The organism is Nocardia harenae NBRC 108248, assembly GCF_001612885.1.
In the GTDB taxonomy this organism is placed as follows: Bacteria; Actinomycetota; Actinomycetes; order Mycobacteriales; family Mycobacteriaceae; genus Nocardia; species Nocardia harenae.
On the sequence record NZ_BDBH01000006.1, the window covers coordinates 113584 to 128918 of the forward strand.

The 15335-nt window shown below is 69.7% G+C and carries 12 protein-coding genes; 9 read left to right on the top strand and 3 right to left on the bottom strand.

The genetic code is table 11. The features are described 5' to 3' along the window. Positions 1 to 105 precede the first annotated feature (105 nt). Positions 106 to 1005, top strand: a complete 900-nt coding sequence (locus tag NH2_RS14875; RefSeq protein ID WP_218021707.1) for a GntR family transcriptional regulator — start codon at positions 106 to 108, stop codon at positions 1003 to 1005. Next, entirely contained in the window at positions 1002 to 1505 is a 504-nt protein-coding gene (locus tag NH2_RS14880; RefSeq protein ID WP_067653860.1) for a GNAT family N-acetyltransferase, read from the top strand. Before NH2_RS14875 ends, NH2_RS14880 begins: the two co-directional genes overlap by 4 nt. A 94-nt stretch (positions 1506 to 1599) precedes the next feature. Here the strand turns inward: NH2_RS14880 and NH2_RS14885 are convergent, their stop codons facing one another. Further along, complete coding sequence (locus tag NH2_RS14885; RefSeq protein ID WP_067653861.1) at positions 1600 to 3342, bottom strand: ATP-dependent DNA ligase; 1743 nt, start codon at positions 3340 to 3342, stop codon at positions 1600 to 1602. Positions 3343 to 3446: 104 nt separating this feature from the next. Between NH2_RS14885 and ramB the strand changes: the two genes are divergently transcribed. Next, a complete protein-coding gene (gene ramB / locus NH2_RS14890; protein ID WP_067653862.1) occupies positions 3447 to 4853 on the top strand; it encodes an acetate metabolism transcriptional regulator RamB in 1407 nt (468 codons plus the stop codon). 3 nt (positions 4854 to 4856) lie between these two features. Here ramB and NH2_RS14895 read toward each other — a convergent pair whose 3' ends face one another. After that, positions 4857 to 6686, bottom strand: a complete 1830-nt coding sequence (locus tag NH2_RS14895; RefSeq protein WP_067653863.1) for an acyl-CoA dehydrogenase — start codon at positions 6684 to 6686, stop codon at positions 4857 to 4859. A 273-nt stretch (positions 6687 to 6959) separates the two neighbouring features. Here NH2_RS14895 and urtA point away from each other — a divergent pair, with 273 nt between their 5' ends. The 6 genes from urtA (at position 6960) to NH2_RS14925 (ending at position 12625) form a co-directional block, all read left to right on the top strand. Next, positions 6960 to 8222: an urea ABC transporter substrate-binding protein gene (gene urtA, locus NH2_RS14900; protein ID WP_067653864.1), complete on the top strand. Its 1263-nt coding sequence runs from the start codon at positions 6960 to 6962 to the stop codon at positions 8220 to 8222. 70 nt (positions 8223 to 8292) lie between these two features. After that, positions 8293 to 9177 carry an urea ABC transporter permease subunit UrtB gene (gene urtB, locus NH2_RS14905; RefSeq protein WP_067653865.1) on the top strand — a complete coding sequence of 295 codons (885 nt, stop codon included), beginning with the start codon at positions 8293 to 8295 and terminating at the stop codon, positions 9175 to 9177. After that, on the top strand, positions 9174 to 10301 hold the full coding sequence (urtC, locus tag NH2_RS14910; RefSeq protein WP_067653866.1) for an urea ABC transporter permease subunit UrtC: 1128 nt from the start codon (positions 9174 to 9176) through the stop codon (positions 10299 to 10301). Before urtB ends, urtC begins: the two co-directional genes overlap by 4 nt. Next, positions 10298 to 11137 carry an urea ABC transporter ATP-binding protein UrtD gene (gene urtD / locus NH2_RS14915; RefSeq protein WP_067653867.1) on the top strand — a complete coding sequence of 280 codons (840 nt, stop codon included), beginning with the start codon at positions 10298 to 10300 and terminating at the stop codon, positions 11135 to 11137. Before urtC ends, urtD begins: the two co-directional genes overlap by 4 nt. Continuing rightward, on the top strand, positions 11121 to 11813 hold the full coding sequence (gene urtE / locus NH2_RS14920) for an urea ABC transporter ATP-binding subunit UrtE (RefSeq protein WP_067653868.1): 693 nt from the start codon (positions 11121 to 11123) through the stop codon (positions 11811 to 11813). The genes urtD and urtE overlap by 17 nt, the downstream gene beginning before the upstream one ends. A gap of 8 nt (positions 11814 to 11821) precedes the next feature. Continuing rightward, entirely contained in the window at positions 11822 to 12625 is an 804-nt protein-coding gene (locus tag NH2_RS14925) for a GntR family transcriptional regulator (RefSeq protein WP_084505559.1), read from the top strand. Here NH2_RS14925 and NH2_RS28805 read toward each other — a convergent pair whose 3' ends face one another. After that, on the bottom strand, positions 12626 to 15325 hold the full coding sequence (locus NH2_RS28805) for an ABC transporter substrate-binding protein (protein ID WP_157103792.1): 2700 nt from the start codon (positions 15323 to 15325) through the stop codon (positions 12626 to 12628). Between the last annotated feature and the right edge of the window lie 10 nt (positions 15326 to 15335).

Genomic DNA, 15335 nt, shown 5'->3' on the forward strand with positions numbered 1-15335 from the left:
TGCCCCCTGATCGCGGCGCACAGTTCATCCACCGATGGCGGTAGCCGGGATGCACCGCCGACTGATCGCGGTACCGGGTCATCACGCCCATCCCCTCCCCGTTCCATGCGCGTCCCCTTCGCATACTGGCTTGAGCCACTTCCTAGCCCGAGGCCAAGTAGACCATCGCGGCAGCGGCCTCGTCAACAGGTGGCTCAAGCCAGTATTCTCGGAGTTATGAGCGAGGATGGTCCCGTGGCGCGAGCGGTGCCCGCGAGCAGGCGGCTCGCGGAGGAACTGCGCGGCGCCATCGCCGCAGGTGAACTCGGCCCCGGTGCGCGGCTGCCGTCCGAGCGCGTACTCGCGGAGACTCATCGGGTGGCGCGCAATACCGCCCGGGAAGCCGTCCGGCTCCTGTCGGACGAAGGCCTGGTCACGGCGGTGCACGGCAAAGGTGTCTTCGTTCGAGGGCCGCAGCGGCTCCTGCGATTCGGGAGCAGCCGGTACTCGAATCGGTTGCGGGAACGGACCGGGTTGTCGCCGTACCGGGCCGAAGTCGCCGAGCAGGGCCGGGTGGCGCGGGTGGATTGCACCTCGATCACCCGGATCGAGCCACCGGAGCGGGTTGCGGTGCGGCTGGCGCTCGATCCGGACACCGATACCGTTGTTCGCCGGGAGAACTGGTACTACGCCGACGACGAGCCGGTGCAGGTCGGCGTGACCTACATTCCGTGGGCGGTCGCGGAGGGTTCCGTGCTGGCGAGTTCGGCGAACCTGGGCAAGGGCAGCCTGTACGCGCGTTTCGAGGAACGCGGGCACCGAATCGCCCGGATTCGGGAGGAGGTGTCCGCGCGAATGCCGACACCGGACGAAGTGCGAGGGCTGGCGATTCCCGACGGCGTTCCGGTGCTCGACGTGCTGCACACCGGGATCGACCAGAACGACCTGCCATTCGAGGTCACGCAGTTCGTCATGCGCGCCGATCTCAATGGACTCGACTACCGCATGCCGGTGGCGGACGAATGACCGTTATCGTGCGCCCGCGGGCGGCCATGGATCTGGACGCCTGCGCAAAGCTGCTGATCGAGGTGCATGGCAGCGACGGCTACCCGGTCGAAGGTGTCGCCGATCCGGTCTCCTGGCTGACCCCGGCCACCCTCGCCGGGGCTTGGGTCGGCGAACTCGAAGGGGCGGTGGCCGGGCACGCCCTGGTCAGCACGCCGAACGCCACCGATGACGCCGCGCGCCTCTGGGAAGAGCGGGAGCCCCGCGCGCAGATGCTGGTTTTCGGTCGCCTCTTCGTCGGCACGGCGGGCCGGAATCACGGTGTGGGCGAGCGACTCGTGCGCACGGCGATGGCTTACGCGGCCGAGCGGAACCAGCGGCTCGTGCTCGATGTGATGGACAAGGACAAAGCCGCCATCCGGCTGTACGAGCGGCTCGGCTGGGAGCACATCGGCACCGCAACCCACCACTTCGGCGCGGGCAACCGAACAGAAGCACAGTGCTACGTAGCTCCCTGCTGATTCACAGCCCAATGCCCGGAATTTGGAGTAACGCCGAGCAGGATGAACACCGTCGCCCTCGGACGATGGAATCGGATGGAATGGGTGGGCGGCGTCACGGCAGCAGCGCCCTGACCGCCTCGATGGTGTCGGCCTCGGCGGGCGTCTTGTCCGGCCGGTACCGCACCACCCTGGCGAAACGCAGTGCGACGCCGCCGGGGTAGCGGGTGCTGGTCTGCACGCCGTCCAGCGCGATCTCCACCACCAGCGCCGGGTGCAGCAGCACGGTGTACTCGTCCCGGCCGCGCTCGTGCCGCGGGAACTCCGCGGTCTGCCACTGCAGCAGCGCGTCGGTGAGGCCCTTGAAGGTCTTGCCGACCATGATCAGCTCGCCGCCATCCGGGTCGCGGGCGCCGAGGTGCAGGTTGGAGAGGTACCCGGTGCGCCTGCCGTAACCCCACTCGGCGCCGAGCACCACCAGGTCGAGGGTGTGCGTCGGTTTGATCTTCTGCCAGGCCCTTCCGCGCCTGCCCGCGGCGTACGGCGCGGTCAGCGACTTGACCATGACGCCCTCGTGCCCGGCGGCAAGGGCGCCGTCGAAGTACTCGGCGGCGGTCTCGGGGTCGGGGCGCGGCAGCGCGGGGATGCAGTGCTCGGCGGCGACCAGCTCCAGCGCCTGCCTGCGCTCGGCGAGCGGGGTGTCGAGCAGATCGCGGCCGTCCAGGTGCAGGCAGTCGAAGAAGTACGGGTGCAGCAGCAGCTCGCGGGTGGAGGCGACCGGGCGCACGGCGGGGTCGTCGCTGCCCGCAGGCACCGGGCGGGCGGCGCCGTCGGCCGGTTCCAGGATGGCGAAGCGGCTCATGGTCTCCTGGAACGGGCGCGGGCGGCCCGCGTCGGTGAGCGCGAGCGTCTCGCCGTCCAGCACCACCGAGGTGCAGGGCAGCGCGCGGACCAGGCGGACCAGCTCCGGCACGCCCGCGGTGATGTCGCGCAGGGTGCGGGTGTAGACGCGGACCTCGTCGCCGTCGCGGTGCACCTGGATGCGGGCGCCGTCCAGCTTGTGCTCCAGGCTCACCTCGCCGTCGAACTCGCCGAGCGCCTCCTCCAGGCTGGTGCCGGGCGCGGCGAGCATGGGCTGCACCGGGCGGCCGACCTCCAACCGGAACTCGGCCAGCGCGGCCGCTCCGCCGCGCCGGGCGGTGACGGCGGTGAGCGGGAGTTCGCCGCAGAGCATGTGCGCGCGACGCACCGCGGCCACCGGGATGCCCTCGGCCTTGGCCACCGCCTCGGCGACCAGCGCGGTGAGCGCACCCTGCCTGAGCTCGCCGGTGAGCAGCCGGATCAGGAACTCCCGCTCGTCCGGGGTCGCGCTGCCGAACAGCGTCGTGAGCAGCTCCTTCCGCCGGGCCGCCGAGCCGGTGCCGGAGATCCCGGCCAGCTCGGTGAAGGCGGCGTCGACCTCGGCCACGGTGAGCCGGGGTTCCGCGGCGGGGGCGACATCCAGCCCGGAGAGCGTGCGCCACCCGGTCCCGATGCGGCCCTGCCGCAGCTCGCCCGAGAGCCACGCGGTGACCGCGGCCAACTCGGCATCGCCCGCGGACGCCGCAGCCGGCCCGGCATCGCCCGCGGACGCCGTGGCAGGCCCGGCATCGCCCGCAGGCCGAGCGGCACCGCTCCCCGGCTCAGCGGCATCCCCCGGCGCGCCGACGCCCGCGAGCTCGGCTCCACCGGACGAACCTGCCGACGCACCGGACACCCCGGCGGCGCGCAGCACCTCGGCCAACGCTTCGATCTTCGTTTTCCGTGATCGGGTGGCCCGTACGCTCTCCGAGACCCGCACGACATCGGCGAACAGCACGTTCCCAACGTAGCCCCCGGCACCGACAGCAAACGACACCGCTGTGACCAGCATTGCTAATTTCGCCATGGCTCGCGTGCTAAGCAGTTCGTACACTCGACCGCATGGCCAAGACTTACGTCGGCGCGCGGCTCCGCCAGCTGCGCACCGAGCGGGGGCTGAGCCAGGTCTCGCTCGCGCAGAAGCTGGAGATCTCGGCGAGCTACCTCAATCAGATCGAGCACGATGTACGCCCGCTGACCGTACCGGTGCTGCTCAAGATCAGCGAGCTCTTCGGCGTCGACGCCACCTTCTTCTCCTCGCAGGACGACACCAGGCTGATCGCCGAGCTGCAGGAGGTGGTGCTGGACCAGGAGCTCGGCATCGAGGCCGACACCAAGGAGATCGCGGATATCGTCTCGGCGCACCCGAGCATGGCCCGCGCCCTGGTCGCCATGCACAACCGCTACCGCAATACCTCCGCCCAGCTGGCCGCGGCCACCGAGGACCGGTTCGCCGACGGCTCGGGCAGCGGGGCCATCAGCAAGCCGCACGAGGAGGTGCGCGACTACTTCTACCAGCGGCAGAACTACATCCACGAGCTGGACACCGCCGCCGAGGACCTGACCACCCGGATCCGCTTCCACGGCGCCGACGTGAACACCGAGGTCGCCAAGATGCTGCGCGGCCACGGGGTGCGGATCGCGGAGCGGATCGATCTCGGCGAGGGCGTGCTGCACCGCTACGACCCGGAGCAGAAGCTGCTGGAGATCGCGCCGCACCTCTCCGGCGGGCAGCGCAGCTTCAAGCTCGCGGCCGAGCTGGCCTATTTCGAGTGCGGCGAGCTGCTGCGGAAGCTGGTCGACGAGGGCAACTTCGCCTCCGACGACGCGCGCAGGCTGGCCCTGCTCGGGCTGGCGAACTACTACGCCGCCGCGATCGTGCTGCCGTACGAGCACTTCCACGAGGTGGCCGAGGACTTCCGGTACGACATCGAGCGGCTCTCGGCCTTCTTCACCCAGAGCTACGAGACGGTCTGCCACCGACTCTCCACGCTGCAGCGGCCGGAGCTGCGCGGGGTTCCGTTCTCCTTCGTCCGGGTGGACCGGGCTGGCAATATGTCGAAGCGGCAGTCCGCGACCGGCTTCCACTTCTCCTCCAGCGGCGGCACCTGTCCGCTCTGGAACGTCTACGAGACCTTCGCCTACCCGGGCAAGATCATGACCCAGATCGCGCAGATGCCGGACGGCCGCAAGTACCTGTGGGTGGCGCGCACCGTGGAGCGCCGCGCGACCCGCTACGGCCAGCCGAGCAAGACGTTCGCCATCGGGCTCGGCTGCGAGCTGCGGCACGCGGGCCGGGTGGTCTATGCCGACGGCATCGACCTGCCCGAGGTGCAGCCCACCCCGATCGGGGCGGGCTGCCGGGTGTGCGAGCGGGCCAACTGCCCGCAGCGCGCCTTCCCGCCGCTCGGCAAGAAGCTGGACATCAGCGAGCACCGCAGCTCGGTCTCGCCGTACGTGCTGCAGTGAGCGTCAGAAGGCGGCCTCGGCCAGCTCCATGATGTCGTTGTCCAGGTCGGCGAGGACCGCGCGGACGGCGGTCAGCTCGGGCAGCACGTTGCGCGCGAAGAACCGCGCGGCGGCGACCTTGCCGGTGTAGAAGTCGCGGTCGGGTGCGGGCGGCTCGGTGGCGAGCGCGACGGCCGCGGCCTCCGCCTGGACCAGCAGCCGCCAGGCGATGAGCAGGTCGCCGACGGCGAGCAGGAAGCGCACCGAGCCGAGCCCGATCTTGTAGAGCTCGGCGGAGTCCTGCTGCGATGCGCCGAGGTAGCCGGTGAGGATGCCCGCCATGGCCTGCACCTCGGCGAGCGCGGTGCCGAGCAACGCGCGCTCGCGCGCCAGCCGCCCGGTCTCCACCTCCAGGAAGGCCTGGATCTGCCCCGCGACGTGGCCGAGCGCGACCCCGCGATCCCGGATGATCTTGCGGAAGAAGAAGTCCTGCGCCTGGATGGCGGTGGTGCCCTCGTACAGGGAGTCGATCTTGGCGTCCCTGATGTACTGCTCGATCGGGTAGTCCTGGAGGTACCCGGAGCCGCCGAGGGTCTGCAGCGATTCGGTCAGGTACTGGTAGGCGCGCTCCGAGCCGACGCCCTTGACGATCGGCAGCAGCAGGTCGTTCACCCGGGCGGCGGTGTCCGGGTCGGCGCCGGAGACCAGCTGCGCCACATCCTCGTTCTGGTGCGCGGCGGTGTAGAGGTAGACCGCGCGCAGCCCCTCGGCGTACGCCTTCTGCATCATCAGGCTGCGGCGCACGTCGGGGTGGTGGGTGATGGTGACGCGCGGCGCGGCCTTGTCCGCCATCTTGGTCAGGTCGGCGCCCTGGACCCGCTGCTTGGCGTAGTCGAGCGCGGTCAGGTACCCGGCGGAGAGCGTGCCGGTCGATTTCACCCCGACCATCATGCGCGCGTTCTCGATCACCTGGAACATCTGCGCGATGCCGTCGTGCACCTCGCCGACCAGCCAGCCGACCGCGGGCACGCCGCCCCCGCCGAAGGTGAGCTCGCAGGTGGGCGAGGACTTGAGCCCCATCTTGTGCTCGACGCCGGTGACGACGACGCCGTTGCGCGCGCCGAGCTCGAGGGTCTGCGGGTCGAAGTGGAACTTGGGCACGTAGAAGAGCGAGAGCCCCTTGGTGCCTGGCCGCGCGCCCTCGGGCCGGGCGAGCACCAGGTGGAAGATGTTCTCGGTGAGGTCGCCGAGGTCGGCGCCGGAGATGAAGCGCTTGACGCCCTCGATGTGCCAGGTGCCGTCCGGCTGCTGGATGGCCCTGGTGCGGCCGGAGCCGACATCGGAGCCCGCGTCCGGCTCGGTGAGCACCATGGTGCCCTGCCAGCCGCGCGCGAAGCCCTCCCGCGCCCAGTGCTGCTGCTGCTCGGTGCCGACGGTGTAGAGCACCTTGGCCATGACCGCGCCCATGGTGAAGAAGGCGGCCGAGGAATTGGCGCAGGTGATCATCTCGTTCACCGCCCAGGCGAGCACCGCGGGGGCGGGGGTGCCACCCATGCCCTCCGGCAGCGCGAGCGCACCCCAGCCCGCGTCGTAGACCGCGCGCACCGAGCGGGCCAGCGGCTCCGGCACCGAGATCTCGCCGGTGGCCGGGTCGAAGGCGACCGGGTCGCGGTCGGCGGCGGCGAAGGACTCCGCCACCGGCCCCTCGGCCAGCCTGCGCACCTCGTCCAGGATGGCCCGCGCGGTCTCCGAGTCGAGGTCGCCGTAGGCGCCGGTGTCGAGCAGTTTGTCCAGTTCGAACACCTCGAACAGGTTGAACTCGAGATCCCGCAGATTCGCCCTGTAGTGACCCACCGCTCCTCCTGACCGAGCCGCGATTGACATTTTCCGCAGCCTGCCGCAGGGTCTCCGGGCTACGCAACCGTAGGCGTGCGGCCCCACCTCACCGCCGGTCCAAACCCGCTCTCGGCAAGGTTTCACACGGGTGAAACATCGGCAACGAATTCGTCACCGACAGATATTCCTCGGCAAACAACAGCGGCCTACCTTTTATCGCGGATACGGCCTCTGTATACATCCTGACGTGGGCGTATTCCGTTCGTTCGATGAGGAGAAGGGTTCGCCCCCATGTCAGATTCCCGCTCGAGAAAATTCCTGCGCGTCGCCGCGGTGCCGGCCGCGATCGCGCTCACCGGACTCCTGGTGACCGCCTGCGGCGCCAAGGACGACACCTCGACCGAAGGCTCGGGTGCCGCGTCCTGCGTGGACACCTCGCAGCCAACCATCAAGGTCGGCTCGCTGCACTCGCTCTCCGGCACCATGGCGATCTCCGAGGTCACGGTGGCGAACTCGACCAAGCTGGCGGTGGACCAGATCAACGCGGCGGGCGGGGTGCTCGGCAAGCAGATCCAGATCGTGCTGGAGGACGGCGCCTCGGACCCGAAGACCTTCGCGGAGAAGGCCGAGAAGCTGATCAGCTCGGATTGCGTCGCCGCGGTCTTCGGCGGCTGGACCTCGTCCAGCCGCAAGGCCATGAAGCCCAAGTTCGAGAGCTTGAACTCGTTGCTCTACTACCCCGTGCAGTACGAGGGGCTGGAGGACAGCAAGAACATCTTCTACACCGGCGCCACCACCAACCAGCAGATCATCCCGGCGCTGGACTACCTGAAGCAGCAGGGCGTGAAGTCGCTCTACCTGGTCGGCTCGGACTACGTCTTCCCGCAGACCGCGAACCGCGAGATCAAGGCGTACGCGGCGGCGAACGGCATCGAGATCAAGGGTGAGGACTACACCCCGCTCGGCTCCACCGACTTCTCCACCATCGTCAACAAGGTCCGCACCGCCGACGCGGACGCCGTCTTCAACACCCTCAACGGCGACTCCAACGTCGCCTTCTTCCGCGAGTACACCAATGCCGGGCTGCGGGCCGCGGACATGCCGGTGGTCTCGGTGTCGATCGCCGAGGAGGAGGTCGCGGGCATCGGCGCGCAGAACATCGCGGGCCAGCTGACCGCCTGGAACTACTACCAGACCGTCGACTCGCCGGAGAACAAGGCGTTCGTGGACGCGTACAAGGCCGCCTTCGGCGCGGACAAGCCCACCTCCGACCCGATGGAGGCGGCCTACGCCTCGGTCTTCCTCTGGAAGAACACGGTGGAGAAGGCGAACTCGTTCGCGGTCGCCGATGTGCAGGGCGCGGCCGACGGGGTCAGCTTCGCGGCGCCGGAGGGGCCGGTCACCATCGACGGCAAGAACCACCACATCACCAAGACCGCCAGGATCGGCGAGATCCGCCCGGACGGCCTCATCTACACGGTCTGGGATTCCGGCAGCCCGATCAAGCCGGACCCGTACCTCGAGTCCTACCCCTGGGCCGACGGCCTGAAGTAACTCCCCGACACCGGTGCGGGGCGGCACGCGCCGCCCCGCACCGGCTCGATCCCGAAGGGGGTACTCCTCGATGGACGTCATGATCGGCCAGCTCTTCACCGGGCTGAGCCTCGGATCGATTCTCCTGCTCGCCGCGCTCGGCCTCTCGCTGACCTTCGGTCAGATGGGCGTGATCAATATGGCGCACGGCGAATTCATCATGGCCGGCTGCTACACCACCTTCGTCGTGCAGAAGGTGATCTCGTCGGCCGGTGTCTCGCTGCTCGTCTCGCTGGTGATCGGCTTCCTGGTCGGCGGGTTGCTCGGCGCCGCACTGGAAATGGGGCTCATCCGCTGGATGTACGATCGGCCGCTGGACACCCTGCTGGTGACCTTCGGCGTCGGGCTGGTGCTGCAGCAGCTGGCCCGCGACATCTTCGGCGCCCCGGCCAAGAACGTGCTGGCGCCGGAGTGGCTCAGCGGCGGCGTCACGATTCTCGGCGCGGTGGTGCCGAAGACCCGCATCTTCATTCTGGTACTGGCGATTCTCGCGGTGACGGCGCTCGCCGTCGCGCTCAAGACCACCCCGCTCGGCAGGCGGATCCGGGCCGTCGTGCAGAACCGCAGCCTCGCCGAGACCAGCGGCGTCTCCAGCCGGTTCACCGATATCAGCACCTTCTTCATCGGGTCCGGGCTGGCCGGTGTGGCCGGCGTCGCGCTGACCCTGATCGGCTCGACCAGCCCGACCATCGGGCAGAGCTACCTGATCGACGCCTTCCTGGTGGTGGTGATCGGCGGGCTCGGGCAGATCAAGGGCACGGTGATCGCCGCATTCGGGCTCGGGCTGCTCAACTCCTACATCGAGTACTCCACCACGGCCTCGATCGCCAAGGTGATCGTCTTCGTGATCATCGTGATCGTCCTGCAGGTCCGGCCGCAGGGGCTGTTCACCGTCCGGACAAGGAGTCTGGCATGACCACGCTCACGCAACGGTGGCGCGCGAACTCCTCGGTCACCACGCTGGCCGGTTTCGCCGTCGCGGCGGTGCTGCTCTTCGCGGTGGCTCCGGCCGTGCTCAGCGACTTCCGGCTGAACCTGCTCGCCAAGTTCCTCTGCTTCGCCATCGTGGCGGCCGGGATCGGGCTGGCCTGGGGCCGGGGCGGCATGCTCACCCTCGGCCAGGGCGTGTTCTTCGGGATCGGCGCCTACATCATGGCCATGCACCTGCAGCTGGCCGATGCCGCGCGGCTCGGCAACGAGCTGCCGGAGTTCATGGATATCGCCGGGATCAGGGAGCTGCCCGCGATCTGGGTGCCGTTCGCCTCGGCGCCGGTGGCGCTGATCGCGATTCTCGTGCTCCCCGCGCTGGTCGCGGCGGTGCTCGGCTACGGCGTGTTCAAGCGCCGGGTGAAGGGCGCGTACTTCGCGATCCTGAGCCAGGCGCTGGCGGCCGCGCTCGCCATCCTGCTCACCGGGCAGCAGGCGCTCGGCGGGTTCACCGGGCTCTCCGATTTCCGCGCCTTCTTCGGGTTCAAGCTCTCCGACCCGGCGAACCGGCAGATGCTGTTCTTCATCGCCGCGGGCACGCTGCTCGTGGTGGTCGCGGTGGTGCGGCAGCTCATGCGGAGCCGCTACGGCGAACTCCTGGTGGCGGTGCGCGATCAAGAGGAGCGGGTGCGCTTCCTCGGCTACGACCCGGCCAATATCAAGATCGTGGCGTACGTGGTGGCGGCGTTCTTCGCCGGGATCGCGGGGGCGCTCTTCACCCCGATCGTCGGGATCATCTCGCCCGCCGACATCGGCGTGGTGCCCTCCATCGCCTTCCTGATCGGCGTCGCCATCGGCGGGCGCACCACGCTGCTCGGGCCGGTGCTCGGCGCGATCGGCGTGGCCTGGGCGCAGACCTCGCTCTCCGAGCAGTTCCCGTCCGGCTGGACCTACCTGCAGGGCGTGCTGTTCATCGTGGTGGTCGGCTTCATCCCGGCCGGGCTGGCCGGGGTCTGGCCGATGCTCAAGGGCCGCGTCGACTTCGGGCGGTTCCGGCGCAAGCCGGAGCCGGAGCCGGCGGCCCCCGAACGAGAGAAGGTGGCGGCGCCATGACTGCACCGGCCAAGGCGGGGATGTCCGCCGAGTACCTGGAGGTGCGCGGCCTCTCGGTGAGCTTCGACGGCTTCAAGGCCGTCACCGAGGTGGATCTCACCGTGCTCCAGGGCGATCTGCGCTTCCTGATCGGCCCGAACGGCGCGGGCAAGACCACCCTGATCGACGCCATCACCGGCCTGGTGCCCGGCACCGGGTCGGTGCAGAAGACCGGGGTGGAGCTGCTCGGCAAGAAGGTGCACCAGATCGCGCGCGCCGGGATCGGGCGCACCTTCCAGACCGCGAGCGTGTTCGAGCAGCTCACCGTGGTACAGAATCTGGATATCGCGGCGGGCGCGGGACGCTCGGCGCTGACGCTGCTGCGCACCCGCAAATCGGTGCTGCCCGCCATCGAGGAGGCGCTGGAGACCACCGGCCTCACCGCGCTGCGGGACAAGCCGGCCGGCGTGCTCGCGCACGGCCAGAAGCAGTGGCTGGAGATCGGCATGCTGCTGGTGCAGAACGCCACCGTGCTGCTGCTGGACGAGCCGGTGGCGGGTATGAGCGCCGAGGAGCGCGAGGAGACCGGGAACCTGCTGCGCCGGATCGGCGGCGAACGGGTCGTCGTCGTGGTCGAGCACGACATGGACTTCATGCGCTCGTTCGCGAACTCGGTGACGGTGCTGGCCGGCGGCAAGCTGCTCAGCGAGGGCACCGTCGAGCAGGTGCAGGCCGATCCGAAGGTGCAGGAGGTGTACCTCGGCACGGCGGCCGAGATCGACAGCACCGGAGCCGATCTGAGCGATGTCACGGTGATCGCCGTGGAAGAGGAGGCCGACGATGCTCGAACTCGATGACGTGCGCTCCGGCTACGGCCGCACCGAGGTGATCCACGGCGCCACGCTGACCGTGCCGGACGACAGCGTGGTCGCGGTGATGGGCCACAACGGCGCGGGGAAGACCACGCTGCTGCGCACCGCGGTCGGGCTGATCGGGGTGAAATCCGGGCGGATCGCCTTCGACGGCGAGACCATCACCAAGCTCGCGCCCTCCAAGCGGGTGCGCCGCGGCATCGCCTACGTGCCGCAGGGGCAGCAGAGCTTCGGCCAGCTCAGCACCATGGAGAACCTGCAGGTGGTGGCGGACGGCCGCAAGCGCGGCAAGGCGCTGATCGACGAGGCGCTCGACCTCTTCCCCGCGCTGCGCGAGCTGCTCACCCGCAAGGCCGGGCTGCTCTCCGGCGGCCAGCGCCAGCAGCTCGCCATCGCGCGGGCGCTGATCACCGAGCCGAAGCTGCTCATCCTGGACGAGCCGACCGAGGGGATCCAGCCGTCGGTGGTGGCGGAGATCGAGCGCACCATCATCGACCTCACCCGGCGCGGCGGGTTGAGCGTGCTGCTGGTGGAGCAGCACATCGGCTTCGCGTTGCAGGCGGCGCAGCACTACTACGTGCTGCAGTCGGGGCGGATCAGCTCCAGCGGGGAGGGTGGGGCGGGCGCGGAGAGCGCGGTGCGCTCCGCCATGGCGATCTGAGCGCCGCGATGGCGCGGATTCCGCTACGCGAGCGGGTCTACGACGCGCTGCGCCGCGATCTCGCGGGCGGGGTGCTGCCCGCCACCGAGCGGCTCCGGGAGGAGCGGCTCGCGGCCGAGTACGGCGTCTCCCGCACCCCCGTGCGGGAGGCGCTGGCCCGGTTGCTCGCCGACGGGCTGGTGCAACGGCACGCGGACGGGTTGTACCCCTTCCGGCCCCGGCTGGACGAGCTGGACGAGCTGTACGAGCTGCGGATCGTGCTGGAGGCGCGGGGTTTGCAGCGGGCGCTGCCCGCGTCCGCGGCGGCGGCGGGCGCCCCCGCGGGGGTCGACGGCTTCGCACCCGCCGGAGCCGACGCCACCAGCGGAGCGAAGACCATTCGGCCCACTGACGGGCCGGGCGCGGCCCCCTCGGCCCTCCCCGGGCACGACCTCGCGGCGGTGCGAGCCGAACTGGCGATCTGGCGGGCCCTGCGGGACGACCCGCCCGAGCCGGGCCCGGCGCTGGTCGGGGCGGACGAGAGGTTCCACCTGACCCTGCTGCGCGCGGCGGGGAATCCAGCGCTGGCCGATGCCCTGCACACCGTGTACGAGCGGGTCCGCCCGGTGCGCACCATGGACCTCCCCACCCCCGAGCGCATCACGGTCATGACCGCCGAGCACATCGCGGTCGCCGAGCACCTGCTCGCGGGCGACCTGGAGGCCGCGCTGCGCGCGCTCACCACCCACATCGACACCTCGCGCGCCCACGTCCGGCTGCGCGCCGAGCAGGCACTCGAGTACACGAAACTGGCCCGCGTCGTGCGCGACTGACTATTGGTCGGGCTGCGGGCACCAGTCCTCGGATCGCAGCTCGGGATCGGGCTCGGATGGTCCGCAGTATCCGCGGAAATCGGGGACGACCTCGCCGTTCACCACGCGCACGACGGTGATGGGCTTGTTCAGCGGGACGTTCCTGGCGATGTCGCCGCCGTAATCGATGGTGCCGGTCACGCCTTCCAGCGCTTTGCTCGGCTGGCCGTCGTCCTGCTCAGGTGTGTGGATAGCGGTGATCTCGCGCCAGACGGCACCCGTGCTGAGCGGGATCGGCGGCTGCGAGTCGCGCAGGTAGGTGGCCGCGGTGATGATCACCTGGGTGGCGTCGTAGGCCAGGGGGCCGTACGGGTCGGACGGCGGACCGCTGTCGCTCGGCTGGGCGGAGAAGAGTTCGTTCCAGGGCTCGTAGTAGTCCTGGGCGGCGCCGATGGCGGTGTTGGCGAAGGACAGGTAGTAGTACGGGATCGCGCGCGTCCGGGTGCGCATACCGTCATCGGCGACATGATTGGAGACATCGTCGTCGCCGATCAGCAAGCTGTCTTTGCCGCCACACCCCTCCGCGCCGGAGATGAACTCCTCGAAGTCGGCGCCGCGCGCGGCGAAGAACGTCACTCCCCGAAACCCATCACAGATATCCCGCCCCGCGGCCCCGGCATTGAGCCGGCCGTTCACCCCGGGAGGGGCGAAGGCGACCGACTCGACGGCGAATCCGAGAGCGTCGAATTCCTCGCGGGCATCCTGATTCAGGTTGGAGCTGTAGATATCGTCCGCATCGCTGGAGTAGTAGATGCGAACCGTCCTCGGCCGGTTCTCCTCGCGCACCCTCCGATCGGCGAACGCCGCGGCGACCCGGGCCTCACGCCTGTTGCTCGGGGCTACCTGGAAATACAGCGGTGACGACTGCGCGAGGGTGTCCGCGGACAGGGTGGAACTCACCATGGGCACCCCCATCCTCGTCAGCTCGTGGATCAGGGTCAGTACGGTGCCCCTGCTCTGGTCCAGTCCCACGACGCCGACCACGGTCGGGTCGCGGCGCAGCAGGGCGCGCAGCGGCTCGACGAGGCGATGTCCCTGGCCCAGTTGCTTGCCCGCGTTGGCGAGCAGCACCTTGACGAGTGGCGTCGAAGCGGGGCCGTTCAGCTGCCTGGCTTGCGCGACCGCCACTCCCTCGATGGACTTGCGCGGCCCGGCCGCTACGCTCGGTTCCCCGGCCGGTGCGGTGAATCCCTCGATCACGACGATGGTGATGAAGGGCCGGCCCGGATTGCTGCGGTGCTGGCTCTCGGCCTGCCTGTTCTGGTCGGCGATCACGGTTTCGACCTTCCGGAAGGCGTCGTCGGACGGCAGGAAGGAGAACGAGCCGTCGCTGATCCCGACGCATTCGCTGCCGGTCCAGATCAGGTCTCGATCACGCGAGCCGCAGTGCTTCTTCCACACCGCGTCCTGCCACCACAGCACCGTGCCCGCCGCCAGGGCGATCACGACGACCGGCACCCCGATCCGGGTCCAGCGGCTCAACCACCATGCCGGTCGCACCCGCCTGGCGACGGTGTCGATCGGTGACCACACCTTTTCGGGCCCCTCGACCGCCGGGGGTATCCGGATAGGCAGAAACCACGCCGTCTCCCGCCGTCTCCTCTGGTCGCGGAGCAGTGCGCCACGCCAGCGCTGATGAGCGATCTCGGCCTCGGCCGCATCGTGGCGAGGCCGCGCCGGGTCGACGGTCCCGGCATCCGGCGGTGCCGTGGTAGCGGCGGCGATCACCAGCAGCGGGTCGAAGAGCCCGGTTTGATTTCGGACGGCATTGATGGATTCCAGCAGTGCGAAACCGCCGTTGCCCGCGTCGGCATTGTCGACCAGCATTACCGGGTAGACCGTCTCGCGCCGCCGCCACACCTGCCAGAACCTCAGCCGGTAAGCCTGGCGCAGATCTTCGAGAAACGCGTGCAACAGCAGGAGCCGCACGGATTCCTGATCCTCGTTCTGCCATTCGTCCCGGGTCAGCCGGGAGGCGAAGCGCACGAAGTTCCCCGACAGCCCCGGCGCGAGGTAGGGCTGGCGGAGAAACCAGCGATAGTGGCCGGACAGCACCGGCACCCGCCCGGTCACCGCCACCTGGAAGACCACGGCGGTGAGCAGTCGCAGAAACCACAGCGATGCCCGCCACCACCAGGTGTCGGTGCGGCTCTCCTCGTCGGCGCGCTGTATCCAATGGCCGAGCCGGACCGCGAGGCCGCGCTGCTGCAGCAGCAGCCGCATCGCACGGTCCGGGTGGCGTTCGTTGGGGTCGACACCCAGATCCATCAACCACAGCAGCAGCGTGAAACGCTCGAATCGCAAACGCGGACCCCGGACATCGGGATTGCGCACGAAGCCTGACGCCGCCGTCTGCAGGATGCCGCGGATGCGGGCGACGGATTCCGGCGGCTCCAAGTCCGTGCTCGCCGAATCGCCCGGGCGGGAAAGATCCAGATAGCTGCGGCGCAGATCGCTCGGATACTGCGATTTGAGATTGTCGCTGATGGCCCCGAGCACATCGGGGCGATTGGCGTCCCGAACCAGACACAATATCGGCAGCCCCCGGCCCCCGGTGCCCCGCTGCCACGCTGACCGCGGCCAGCGATCACCGACCCGCGGCCGTCGGCACAGCTGGTCGATGACCTCGAAAAGCGCCGCAGCGCCCGGGAATTCTCGCATCGTCGCCCCT

Excerpts from the sequence above, each read along its gene's own strand:
- NH2_RS14875 (WP_218021707.1), top strand. The coding sequence starts at position 106 with ATGCGCGTCCCCTTCGCATACTGGCTTGAGCCACTTCCTAGCCCGAGG.
- NH2_RS14880 (WP_067653860.1), top strand. The coding sequence starts at position 1,002 with ATGACCGTTATCGTGCGCCCGCGGGCGGCCATGGATCTGGACGCCTGC.
- ramB (WP_067653862.1), top strand. The coding sequence starts at position 3,447 with ATGGCCAAGACTTACGTCGGCGCGCGGCTCCGCCAGCTGCGCACCGAG.
- urtA (WP_067653864.1), top strand. The coding sequence starts at position 6,960 with ATGTCAGATTCCCGCTCGAGAAAATTCCTGCGCGTCGCCGCGGTGCCG.
- urtB (WP_067653865.1), top strand. The coding sequence starts at position 8,293 with ATGGACGTCATGATCGGCCAGCTCTTCACCGGGCTGAGCCTCGGATCG.
- urtC (WP_067653866.1), top strand. The coding sequence starts at position 9,174 with ATGACCACGCTCACGCAACGGTGGCGCGCGAACTCCTCGGTCACCACG.
- urtD (WP_067653867.1), top strand. The coding sequence starts at position 10,298 with ATGACTGCACCGGCCAAGGCGGGGATGTCCGCCGAGTACCTGGAGGTG.
- urtE (WP_067653868.1), top strand. The coding sequence starts at position 11,121 with ATGCTCGAACTCGATGACGTGCGCTCCGGCTACGGCCGCACCGAGGTG.
- NH2_RS14925 (WP_084505559.1), top strand. The coding sequence starts at position 11,822 with ATGGCGCGGATTCCGCTACGCGAGCGGGTCTACGACGCGCTGCGCCGC.
- NH2_RS28805 (WP_157103792.1), bottom strand. The coding sequence starts at position 15,325 with ATGCGAGAATTCCCGGGCGCTGCGGCGCTTTTCGAGGTCATCGACCAG.